A 10,508-nucleotide genomic window follows, 5' to 3' on the forward strand; every position below is an offset into this window, starting at 1 on the left:
ACGTTGGCTGACGATCAGTGATCGGGCAGGCGCCCGGGGTCGACATGGTCGGCGAGATGGATCAGGGTGGCTTGCGGGTCCATGCCGAAGGCCGCGGCGACGAGCTTGGGATCCATGGTGTTCACCAGGTCGACGAGCCGGGTGCTGCGGATCATGCGAGGTGGGAAGCCGCAGTCGTCAAGAACGTGGGAAAGGTAGGCAGTTGAGGCCGGGCTCCGCCCGGCCTTGGTTCCTTTGGTGACCATCACGTGCGGGTTGGCCGTGGGCCATGCCTCGCGGTGGGCCAGGCACCGCTGCAGCACTGTCCAAGAGGCGGGATCCAGGGGGACGGGATGGGGCCGCTTTCCCAACCGGACAGTATGGGCCTGCTGGTCGATGTCGTCGGTCTTCAGCATCCGCATCTCGGAGCTGGAGGCGCCATGCAGCAGAGCGAGCATGCCCATCACCGCTTCATGCGGGTGCACGTGCTGGTCGGTTGTCCACCGCCTGAACAGCTCGCGCTGCTGGTCGATGGCCAGGGTCTGGCCGCGGAAGTCGTTCGTCTCCTTGGCGACCAGATCGCGAGTGGGGTCGACCAGCAGCATCTTCTGGGACCGCGCGAAGCGGAAGAACTGCCGCAGCACGGTCAGCCGCCGCTTGCGTCCCTTGGGCAGGGTGGACAGGAAGGCTTCGACGTCGTGCACGTCGACGAGGGCCCATGCGTTCTTGTCCCGTTCGTCGACCAGGAAGAGCGCGAGGTCACGCAGGGTGGCCAGGGCGGTCTCCAGGGTGTGATTGCTGCGAGGGCGGGTGCCCGCTCGGCGGGCTCGGTCCTGGGCCCGCATCCGGGAGGTGTCGAAGGCGGCGACGGCTTGCTGCAGCGGTTCGGGGACGGCTTCGATGCGTCGTTGCCTTCGGCCGGCGGCGAGCCGTTCGGCCTGGTCGGTGGGCAGTGCCAGGTGGTGGAGGGTGAAGAAGTCCTCGAGTGCGCGGGCGAAGGAGCCCATCGACCGTCCGGGCCTGCGGGATCTTTCCAGCAGGGCCCGGGGTGAGGTGGAGTGCCCGTCTTCCAGGAGTCGGCCGAGGTCGGTGACGAAGCCGCAGGCTCTGGCGGTGCAGTGCCGGGCGGCAACGTGAGCGACGAAGTCTCCCAGCCAGGAGGGTGGATCGGAGAGCCGGTCGCGGAGGTGTTCCCCGCGGATGAAGGGACGGCCGGGGTGCTTTTGCCAGCAGGCCGAGCACAGCCCCAATCCGGCATGTCGCCGCACCTGGCCGCACTGGCGACAGGTCCTCGGAGGCTGCTTCTTCTGTCTGGGCCGTGAACAGTGGCCGCACCAGCCGGTCGTCTCACGCAGATAGCCGGGCCTGCGGCAGCGCGGACAGGTCTGCTGGGCTGCCCGCTGGTCGGCCTTGCGCCGGCAGTCGCGGCACAGACGGTTCTGCGATGACCGGACGGGGTGGCTGCATTCCTCGCATACGCGTGAGCAGATGATGCACCGGCCGGTGTCCTGCTGCAGGATGCGGTCGCGGCCGCAGCCAGGGCAGACCGCCCTGGCGGCCTGCTCGTTCAGTCGGCGCCAGCACCGGCAGCAGTGCTGGCGGTCGAGATATCCGACGGGGGCACCGCAGGTGACACAGTCCCGTTGCTTCTTGCCCATCGCAGCCCGCCGCTCACAGAGGCGGCATCGACCGGCCCCTGGCGGAGGCGGTCTGCGGCAGGTCAGCGACTGGACGAGGAGGTGCGAGGGGCCGTTCGACGGGGGTGGTGTCGACCTCGATCAGGTCGTTGGGAGTGCACTCCAGCGCGGTGCACAACGCGGCCAGCGTGGTCATCTTCACCTGCGAGGGTTCCTTGGTGAACAGCGCGGACACCGAAGCCGAGGACAGTTCCAGGCCGGCCTTCTCGGCCAGCAGCCGCCGCAACTCGGTCCCGGTCCACACCTCGCGCTGGGCGGCAGCCATCCGCAGCCGCCATTGGATCTTCATGCCGTGGTGTCCTTCCCGGTCAGCTCGGCCAGAGTGCTGGCGACCGCGCGTTTATAGGCGTCCTCGATGAAGGTCGCGGAGGGCCGGACATACCGCATGGTCGAGCTGACGGTCCAGTGACCGAGCATCTGCTGGATCGCGACGAGATCGACTCCACGTTCGTAGTTGTGCGTCGCGCAAGCTCTTCGCAGAGCATGGGGGCTGAACCGCTCGGATGGCGGACGTCCTTCGAGTTCCATGAGATAGCGGAGCCGGTTACGGACGGTCCCGCGATGCAGGCTGCCGCCGGACTCGTCGGCGAAGAGCACCTGCGAGTCGGGGAACTTGGGCCGCACGTCCTCCAGGAACCACCGCAGGACCAGGTCAAGGCCGTCGAGCATGGGCACCCACCGAGGCCGCGGCCCGGACGTGTGGGCTCCCTTGCCGAAGCGGACGTGGAGCTTGCCGAACGGGCCGCGGGTGAAGTGCAGGTCCGGCTTCTCCAGCAGCGATGCCTCCTCTGAGCGGAGCCCGGCGTGATACAGCGTCCGGAACATCGCATAGTCCCTCGCTGCGGGTCCGTACTTCCTCGCGGTCGCGATCCTCTGTTTCATGAAGGAAAAGAACTCGTTCACCCGCTCTGGTGTCGGCGGCGGCAGCAGGGCCGGAGAGTCGTCGCCGACATGGCGGGAGGCGTTGAATTCGTCGACCGGGCAACCCAGTCGGACGCCGAATGCGGCCTCGATCTCGGCCGCTTTGCGAGCCTGCAGGAACCGGTGGAAGCCCTTGAAGATCTGCACGTACTCGCGGCGGGTCGATGTCGCCCGACCCTTCACCGCGAGGTCACCGACCACCCGGTCAATGTCCTCGGGCGTGACTTCCCACGCGGGCCGTCCCAGTGCGGTGAGTGTCCGCTCCAGCAGGCCGATGTCGTTGTCGATGGTCACCGGGCTGAACCCGCGGGCCCTCCACGAGGCGACGAACGCGTCGACACACATGGTCTGGAACTGCCACGGGTCCGTGGTCAGCTGCTCCTGCGGGACGGCCCCGCCTGCGATGACCTGCAGTCTCGCCTCGGCCACCGGCACACCTTCCTCGCACCTGAACGGTCAAGGCAGCACCTTGAAAACCCGGGTGCCACCACGAGAATCAACGAGGACCCCAGGAGAGGGATACGGCCAGGTGGCAGCGGCAACCCTTGTGAGGGAACAAGTGGCAGCCCCAGATGACTGGACGAAGACCTTTACCGACCCGAGGCTCTGCGCGGCGATCGTCGACCGGCTCACGTTCAACGGCACCATCATCGAGACCGGCACCGACTCCAACCGCCTCGCCAGCACCCGAGCCCGAGCCGAGGAACCGGTCAAGGCCGGCTGAATTATCCGGGTCCGCCCCGCCTGCGGCGGGGCGGACTCACAGCCAGGACACCTGGGCCAGCCGTGAGATCCTCTCCGTCATGTTCGAGAGCGAGCGCAACCAGCGGGCGATAGCAGGCGTCGAGGCCCACGTTCGCGACTTCTTCACCGGCCAGGCGATCACGGTCAGCGACTACGACCTGGGACCTGGACGAAGGGAAGCGGTTCCCCACCTGAGGATCCTCACCGTCAGCCCAGGACCGCGCGCCGACAGCTGGGCCTACATCACCGCCGGCTGCTGGTCCACGGTCGAGACGGACGGCCACGGCCACGAGTTCGTCCTCACCGCTCCCGTCTGCGACGAACGCTTCGCTGAGCTCCTGGCCATGACCGCCTACTACCACGCCGATCACCACCTCGACCTCGAGCACAGCCTGCCCATCGGGGAGCCGTGGCTGCCCGGGTCCCACTGCGACCACCTGCTCATCAGCCTCCCCTACCTCCACGGCCCTGACCTGGAACACTGCCCGCTGCCGGACGGTGATGCCCGCATCCTCTGGGCCCTGCCGGTCACCGCAGCCGAGATGGCATACCGCCGTGAGCACGGCCACGAAGCCCTTGAACAGCTCTTCGACGAGCACGCGATCGTCCCAACCGATCCAAGGCGTCCATCCGTCGCCTGAACCTCGCGGGCACAGTTCGGGCAAAAGCGGCAGTCGAGGAGCCATCCAGCCCCATCAAAACTCGTCGACAAGTTGAGGCCCAGTGATCACCGATTGCCGCCCAAACTCATCGACAAACGCTGTCCGCCTTCAGGTTCTGGTCCAACTTCTGTGGTATGCCTACTCTCTGTGACTGTTGATCTTGCTGTTCGTCCCGCGAGATCGTCTGGAAACTGCCAGTGCCGACCTCGTTTGGGCTGATGGTTCTGTGCTGTGTGCGAGGTACTGCTCCGGCTGGAAGAGCTGCTCTTCCTGGCGGCTCCGGAGATCACGGTGGTGTCGGTGCAGGACGACGGCGAGGTGATCCGAGTTGGTGTCAGATGTCGGACGGCCCGGGCTAGGTGTCCGGGCTGCGGGAGCTGGTCGGGGCGGGTACACGGCTCCTATCTGAGGTTTCCTGCGGACCTCCCCGTGGCGGGACGGCGGGTGATGCTGCAGCTTCGTGTCCGGCGCTTCACCTGCGAGGAGTCTCCTGCGGGCGGCGGACGTTTGTTGAACAGGTGACGGGACTAACGCGCCGATACAGCCAACGCACTGAGCGAATGCGGCCGGTGCTGGCCGAGGTCGGCCTCGCCCTGGCCGGTCGCGCCGGTGCCCGGCTGGCCGACGTTTTCGGGGCGAAGGTCAGCCGGAACACGGTCCTGCGGCTGGTTGGCACTCTCCCAGAGCCTCAACCGCGGGTCCCACGGGTGGTCGGCGTTGATGAGTACGCGATGCGCAAGGGGCGTGTTTACGGGACCGTGTTGGTCGATGTTGAGACCCGCAGGCCGATAGACCTCCTGCCGGATCGCGAGGCGGGTAGTGTCGCGGCCTGGCTGGCCGAACGCCCGGGGATCGAGGTCGTCTGTCGAGACCGCGCCCCGTTCTTCGCCGAAGGCGCCAGCATCGGAGCGCCCACTGCCGTCCAGGTCGCCGACCGGTTCCACCTGTGGCGCAACCTAGGCGAAGCGGCCGAGCGGTGCGTCTCCCTCCACCGCCCTTGCCTTCGCGCGACCATCGTCGAGCCGCCCCCGGAGAAGGCCCTGGCACCAGAATCTGCCGGCAGTGATTCGCCATGGCCCACCGGGCACCGGTTCGCCGACCGCACCCGCGCGAAGCACGCCACCGTCCACGCGTTGCTGGCCGCTGGCCACAGCCGACGCTCGGTTCAGCGTCAGCTCGGCATGACCTATCGAACCGTCCAGCGGCTGGCAGACGCCGCGACCCCAGAGACCCTGTTCCAGGGGCAGTGGCAAAACCGAAGAACCAAGCTCGACGACTTCAGGCCCTACCTACACGAGCGATGGGCCGAGGGCTGCACGAACGCCTGGGCCCTCTGGGAAGAGATCAAGACGCACGGCTACACGGGCGGCTACGGAGCCGTCCGCGCCTACCTCCAGCCGTTTCGCGCAACCCCAACCGCACCGGCAACCCGTCCACCGTCTCCACGCACAGTCGCCGGCTGGATCCTCACTCACCCCGACACCCTGCCGGAGAGCGAGCGCCTGAAGCTCAAATCCGTCCTGGCCAGCTGCCCCGAACTGGACGCCCTCACCCGACACGTCCGCGCATTCGGCAAGATGCTCACTCAGCTCCAGGGCGACCAGCTCCCGCAGTGGATCAAGGCGGTCCGCGCCGACGACCTCCCCAGCCTCCACGCCTTCGTCAACGGCCTCGAACGGGATCTCGCCGCCGTCACCGCCGGCCTGACACTGCCCTGGAGCTCCGGCGTCGTCGAAGGCCACGTCAACCGGATCAAGATGATCAAGCGCCAGATGTATGGCCGGGCCGGCTTCGGTTTGTTGCGGAAACGAGTCCTTCTTGCCTGATCGCAGCTCTGGCACTCGCTGTCCGCTCAGCTGATCGCAAGCACCAAGGGATCGAGGCCCAGCTTGCTTCGGCATGAATCGACGGCCCGCGTGACCCAGGCGGTCACGGAGTCGTGATCTGCCGCGATCGCGTGAAGCTCACGAGCCTTCTCGTGGGCTTCGACAATCCAAGGCGCCAACGCGTCCTCTCGTAGGACTCGCTCGAAGTGATCGCGGGCCATGTCCGGGTCCCCAATGAGGGCGGCTGCGATCCCGGCGTCGAAGCTGTCCCAGAGGAACCCCCGCCGCACCGGCCTGGACGTCAGATATCGGGCAACGTTCGGCAGAGCCGGGAACTTCTCCCTCAGCGCGGTCACGTTCGCAGCCGCCTGTCGGCTGAGGGCGAGCGCGAGCGGCGTGAACTGGTCCTGAGTGCGGAACAGCTCGGGGCCAGTGCGGACTGCGTCCACGTGGAAGACCAGGTGGTCCACGTCGTGCCACAGCCACATTGCACCGACGTACAGACCGCTGCCGGCCGTCCGCGGCGGGGTGAACTCCACAACCCCGAGCCACCACCCGTGATCATCAATCCACAGCCGCGACCGCCCGCGTTGGGCCAGTCCGAGCGGCTTCAGGGACTCCCGCGCCGCTGAGGTGATGATCCGGAGGACCGGACTGCGATCTGCCATGTCCGGCATTATCGACCGTCCCACCGACACCACCATCGGTCGTGGTGCCACACCATGCACAGAGCTGTTCAGCAACACTGAGCGTCACCGCTCCACCGAAGTTGGACCAGAACCCGCCTTCATGAACGAAGCCAGGGTCGTAGTGCTCCGCGCCGTAGACCCGGCCCCGCCCCACAACAACTGCTCGTACAGAGCTCACTGACCGCTGCAAGCGGGTCCGCCGATGGATCCGGCGAACCCTCTTGGTTCATTCTCCTGCACTCCGAGCGTGTTGGTCGATGTGTAGCGCTTCGTACTGCGCATAGACGCGCGCTAGCGCCAGGACGTCCTCGCGCACTGCTATGAATTCGAGCAGGAGAGTGAGAAGTAGGTTGACAGCTTCCTTCTCTTGTCTCGGTGTCAGCTGTTTCAGTTTGTTCCAGCCGTACCTCTGAACGTCTGGCAGAGCCTCCTCCAGGACTAGCGCTTGCCATCCGAAACTGGAGCTTTCACCTTTGCGGACGATCAGCCACTCGGTGAATCCACGGAGGAGACCGCCCGAGCGAGCCATGTCGAAGCCGATGAGGAAGGTGACCGCATTGCTGTATGAACCGTCAAGACCGTACAGCCCTGGCCTGTCCCTCACCAATTGAAAGAAGTTCCCGTCGTTCAAAGATCCCCCCAGCGCTGAAATTACTGGACTTTGTCCGGCTCGGACAGCCACCCGCGACAACGCCCTGCCCCCGGCATTGCGGCTTCCCGAGGCAGGGCGTTTCACATTGTATTCACCGCCGCATTGCCCGGTTATGCGGGTATGCGCCGCCGAGGAGACCGACGCTCGCGAAGGCGGCGTGACGGCACCGGCTTGCTGCAGGGAACCTCAGCCTTCCCACATGGCCCTCGCGTAAGCGTCTAGGCCTTCCAGCAGACCGTCTTCCCTTTCTGGATTCCGATCGATCGAGCCGCCGCCTTTTTCAAGCATCACGATCGAGGTCAGCAACAGCCCACGGAGGAGACCATGCAAGACGAAATTGCTGGTGGAGCAGTACCTGTCGTACAGGCCTTGAGTGAACTGCTGAAACGCGACCAGGTCTACGTCGCTACCGCCGAGTCGCTCGTTTTCCGTCAAGCCCGTTGACATGCCGATCAGTTCACCGGCTTCCCGAGCGAGGGCCGTATAGGCTTGCCCTACCCGGAGTGCGGGGTCCCAGAGAGTTTTGGATCTGTCGGTAGGTTGGAATGGATAACTCATTAGAACCCCCTGGTCAAGATGTGCACGTCCGGATATGAACCGGGATTCGACTGCTTCTATAGAAGCCTGGCGACGGCCAAGCCGGCCAGGCTATGACCGCGGCGCGGCACGGCCAGCGTAATCACCTAAGGGCTGTCCCGTAACTGTGGTTGCGGGACAGCGCGTCAGGCGCTCGGGTTCCTGCACAGATGCTGCTCGTCCAGGGTCCCGAACCGTACATCCTCACGGTCAAGGTCGACGAGGATGGGCCAACAGTCCAACAGCTGCTCTCGTGCGTCACGCGAGGCGAGGTGGCTGCGTAGGTGAGACCGGAGAGCGCTTGTAGGCGGTTCCGGAGAGCGGTCTGGGTCTCCACCCCTGTGGAGTGTTGCTGAGAACTGGCAGCAGGCAGTTCCGCCGGAACCTGGATGACGTCACGCAGATGTTGACCGTAGGCTCTCGGCGAAGGGCAGGTGCGGTGGACATCACGGTGCAGTGGATCAAGACGTCCTGGACGAAGCAGTCTCGGGGCGGGGAGGCCGCTGCCCGCAGAAACGCGGCGCCGGCCGGCTTCTCGTTGCCCCAGGTGTCGTCTGGATTTGCCCACTTCGTCCAGATGTCCGAGCGTGACGGCTTCGAGCCACGTCCGAGCCAGAAAGACTTCCGCGAGGTCGGTGTCAGCCTGCGGGACGAAGGTGATCGGCTCCGAGTGCTCGCTCGTGTGGAGCCGCTCTTCGGGTTGCCCCCTCGGCCGCGCAGGCCGCCGGCAGTTCGACTGCTTCCCGGTCAGTGGGTCCGCTGGCAGTTGAACTACCGGTTCACCAGCGCCCTGGGGATCCGCGGTTGGTCGTACTGGCTGGACACGTTCAACATCGCTTATGGCCCCGTCGACCGGGATGTCTTCCTGTCAGAGCCGACCGTGATCGTCGATGAGTGCGGGCCAGTTCGGTAGAGCAGGCTCACTGCACTCAGACGGCTGCTCGTTCCGCTTGGGCCCGGGTGGCGGCGAGGCGGTAGGAGTCGGTGCCGGTCTCGATGATGTTGCCGCCGAAGGTGAGGCGGTCGACGATGGCCGCGCAGAGGCGGGGAGCGGTGAAGGTCTTGGTCCAACCGGAGAAGGGCTACCCCCGGAGCTCACCCCACCATGGAGGAAATCGCAGGCAGGTCGCTGAGCCCGCTCACAGAGCGCCTGGACTGCGGTGCAGTCTCAGTTGTCTACCCCGGCTTCCCACTTGCGCCGGCGCAGCATGTGGTCGCTGAAAAGGTGTCGGCTCTGCTCGAGCAGTTCACCCACCTCCGCGTCACCGCGCCGCTCGCCCGGCGACGGATGCCAGCGCTGCACTGATTGCGCGGCCCAGGTACGCAGCTTCATATCCGGGTCCTGGAACAGACCGACCGCCACCCGTAGCGCCAAGGTACCGCCGCGCGCGTCGAGCAGCCGGAACGCACCGACGCGGACGTGCCGCGGCCGATCGGTACTGGTGCGCGCCAACAGCCAGTCGGCGGGCAGCTCCCTGGCCGAGGGCAGCAGGGCGGCGACAGTCTCGCGGACGACACCGGCGGCAGGGTCGTCGAGGAGTGGCCGCAACTGCTCCGCATCCGCGCAGTCCAGCGCCCGCAGCCCTGCCACCGCTCGCGCCCGCACCCCTGCCGCCGGGTGCACGAGCAGCGGCCGCAGCAGTCCCGCGTCTTGAAGCTGAGGCCGGTCTCCTTGATGGCGTGGTTGACCTCCACCTGCCAGTCGGTCAGGTGCTTACGGCCGCCGTGGGCGAGGATCATGTCCGTCACCGCGACGCCGTGCGGACCGAACCCGGCCTTCACCGCCTTCGCTCCGGTGCCGCCCTTCGGTCGGGGAGGCAGCTCGTTGCCGTCGGCCAGAGCCTTCTGTCCCGCCGGAGTCAGGTTCCAGATCGGGTGCCTGCCCGCCTTGCCGTTCGTCTCCGCCAGCCCCAGCTCCGCCAGTTCCTTCATCGCCCTGCGCACCTACGACCGGCCGTCCGACTCATCCTTCGTGATCACCTCAGCCATCTGCCGCACCGTGGCTATCCGCACGCACCCCAGCATCCGCAGCGCATCGGCCCGCACCTTCCCGGCCGTGGGAGTGGACCTCTTCCCCTTCGCCGACGTCTCGCCCGCCAGGGGGCCTCCCGGCACGCTGACACCTCTCTTCCTTCCCCTGAGTGCCTGACGCTGTCGGGGATCTTGGTCGAGCGTCTCTCTGGGGGAGATTATCGAGCTGCGTGCCTGTGACCGTCGCCAAACTCGGTAGCTGTTCGGGCCCGGCTCTGCATACGTTCGGCCCCATGGCTGACGACTGCTTCGCGCATCCACGACTCGCCGCGATCTACGATCCGCTCGACCCCGACCGCAGCGACCTCGATCCATACCTGCGGATGGCAGAAGAGTTCGAGGCACAACGAGTACTGGACATCGGTTGCGGCACGGGGGTGTTCGCGGTTCTCTTGGCTGGCCGCGGGTTCGAGGTCGTCGGTGTGGATCCCGCCCAGGCATCCATCGACGTCGCCCGGACCAAGCCGGGAAGTGAACGAGTGCGCTGGATCTGCGGCGACGCGACATGCCTGCCACCGCTGCAGGTTGACCTCGCGACGATGACAGCGAACGTCGCCCAGGCCATCACTGATCCGCAGACATGGCAGAACACGCTGCGAGAAGCGCACGAAGCACTGCGGCCCGGAGGGCATCTGGTCTTCGAGACGCGCGATCCGTCCCGACGCGCCTGGGAAGAGTGGACCCGCGAGAAGTCCTACCGCGTGACCGAGATCCCAGGCATCGGCTCCATC

12 protein-coding genes and 3 pseudogenes are annotated in these 10,508 nt (G+C 66.5%); 6 read left to right on the forward strand and 9 right to left on the reverse strand.

The features are described 5' to 3' along the window. Positions 1 to 14: 14 nt before the first annotated feature. Genes AB0O67_RS22065 through AB0O67_RS22075 form a run of 3 tightly spaced genes read right to left on the reverse strand, consistent with a single transcriptional unit; the run spans position 15 to position 3,026 of the window. Positions 15 to 1,637: a site-specific integrase gene (locus tag AB0O67_RS22065; protein WP_365452516.1), complete on the reverse strand. Its 1,623-nt coding sequence runs from the start codon at positions 1,635 to 1,637 to the stop codon at positions 15 to 17. A 13-nt stretch (positions 1,638 to 1,650) separates the two neighbouring features. Beyond that, positions 1,651 to 1,965 carry a helix-turn-helix transcriptional regulator gene (locus AB0O67_RS22070; RefSeq protein ID WP_345554651.1) on the reverse strand — a complete coding sequence of 105 codons (315 nt, stop codon included), beginning with the start codon at positions 1,963 to 1,965 and terminating at the stop codon, positions 1,651 to 1,653. Then, a complete protein-coding gene (locus tag AB0O67_RS22075; RefSeq protein WP_365452518.1) occupies positions 1,962 to 3,026 on the reverse strand; it encodes a tyrosine-type recombinase/integrase in 1,065 nt (354 codons plus the stop codon). Before AB0O67_RS22075 ends, AB0O67_RS22070 begins: the two co-directional genes overlap by 4 nt. A gap of 148 nt (positions 3,027 to 3,174) precedes the next feature. Here AB0O67_RS22075 and AB0O67_RS22080 point away from each other — a divergent pair. From AB0O67_RS22080 to AB0O67_RS22095, 4 genes and pseudogenes are all read left to right on the forward strand, one after another. Then, a pseudogene (locus AB0O67_RS22080) lies at positions 3,175 to 3,321 on the forward strand (ATP-binding protein); the annotation flags it as partial. Positions 3,322 to 3,400: 79 nt separating this feature from the next. After that, positions 3,401 to 3,982 carry a suppressor of fused domain protein gene (locus AB0O67_RS22085; protein ID WP_365452520.1) on the forward strand — a complete coding sequence of 194 codons (582 nt, stop codon included), beginning with the start codon at positions 3,401 to 3,403 and terminating at the stop codon, positions 3,980 to 3,982. Between the two features lie 339 nt (positions 3,983 to 4,321). Then, positions 4,322 to 4,525, forward strand: a complete 204-nt coding sequence (locus AB0O67_RS22090; RefSeq protein ID WP_365452537.1) for a transposase family protein — start codon at positions 4,322 to 4,324, stop codon at positions 4,523 to 4,525. Continuing rightward, complete coding sequence (locus AB0O67_RS22095; protein WP_365452522.1) at positions 4,522 to 5,829, forward strand: ISL3 family transposase; 1,308 nt, start codon at positions 4,522 to 4,524, stop codon at positions 5,827 to 5,829. Before AB0O67_RS22090 ends, AB0O67_RS22095 begins: the two co-directional genes overlap by 4 nt. 26 nt (positions 5,830 to 5,855) lie before the next feature. Here the strand turns inward: AB0O67_RS22095 and AB0O67_RS22100 are convergent, their stop codons facing one another. The 3 genes from AB0O67_RS22100 to AB0O67_RS22110 all read right to left on the reverse strand — a co-directional run bounded on the left by AB0O67_RS22100 (position 5,856) and on the right by AB0O67_RS22110 (position 7,728). After that, a complete protein-coding gene (locus AB0O67_RS22100) occupies positions 5,856 to 6,497 on the reverse strand; it encodes a hypothetical protein (protein WP_365452524.1) in 642 nt (213 codons plus the stop codon). Between the two features lie 247 nt (positions 6,498 to 6,744). Then, positions 6,745 to 7,149 carry a hypothetical protein gene (locus AB0O67_RS22105; protein ID WP_365452525.1) on the reverse strand — a complete coding sequence of 135 codons (405 nt, stop codon included), beginning with the start codon at positions 7,147 to 7,149 and terminating at the stop codon, positions 6,745 to 6,747. Between the two features lie 207 nt (positions 7,150 to 7,356). Further along, a complete protein-coding gene (locus tag AB0O67_RS22110) occupies positions 7,357 to 7,728 on the reverse strand; it encodes a DUF6086 family protein (RefSeq protein ID WP_365452527.1) in 372 nt (123 codons plus the stop codon). A gap of 457 nt (positions 7,729 to 8,185) precedes the next feature. On the opposite strand from AB0O67_RS22110, the gene AB0O67_RS22115 reads away from it, so the two are divergent. Next, complete coding sequence (locus AB0O67_RS22115; RefSeq protein WP_365452529.1) at positions 8,186 to 8,659, forward strand: hypothetical protein; 474 nt, start codon at positions 8,186 to 8,188, stop codon at positions 8,657 to 8,659. 16 nt (positions 8,660 to 8,675) lie between these two features. Here AB0O67_RS22115 and AB0O67_RS22120 read toward each other — a convergent pair. From AB0O67_RS22120 to AB0O67_RS22130, 3 genes and pseudogenes are all read right to left on the reverse strand, one after another. After that, positions 8,676 to 8,825 (reverse strand): annotated as a pseudogene (locus AB0O67_RS22120) (ATP-binding protein); the annotation flags it as partial. Positions 8,826 to 8,914: 89 nt separating this feature from the next. Further along, a complete protein-coding gene (locus AB0O67_RS22125) occupies positions 8,915 to 9,337 on the reverse strand; it encodes a hypothetical protein (RefSeq protein WP_365452539.1) in 423 nt (140 codons plus the stop codon). 131 nt (positions 9,338 to 9,468) lie between these two features. Further along, positions 9,469 to 9,678, reverse strand: a pseudogene (locus AB0O67_RS22130) (replication-relaxation family protein); the annotation flags it as partial. 332 nt (positions 9,679 to 10,010) lie between these two features. Between AB0O67_RS22130 and AB0O67_RS22135 the strand changes: the two are divergent. Continuing rightward, positions 10,011 to 10,508 (forward strand): class I SAM-dependent methyltransferase (locus AB0O67_RS22135; RefSeq protein WP_365452531.1); only part of this gene is annotated, 498 nt, incomplete at its 3' end.

Origin of the sequence: Streptomyces sp. NPDC086077 (genome assembly GCF_040686175.1) — a bacterium.
Lineage (GTDB): Bacteria > Actinomycetota > Actinomycetes > Streptomycetales > Streptomycetaceae > Streptomyces.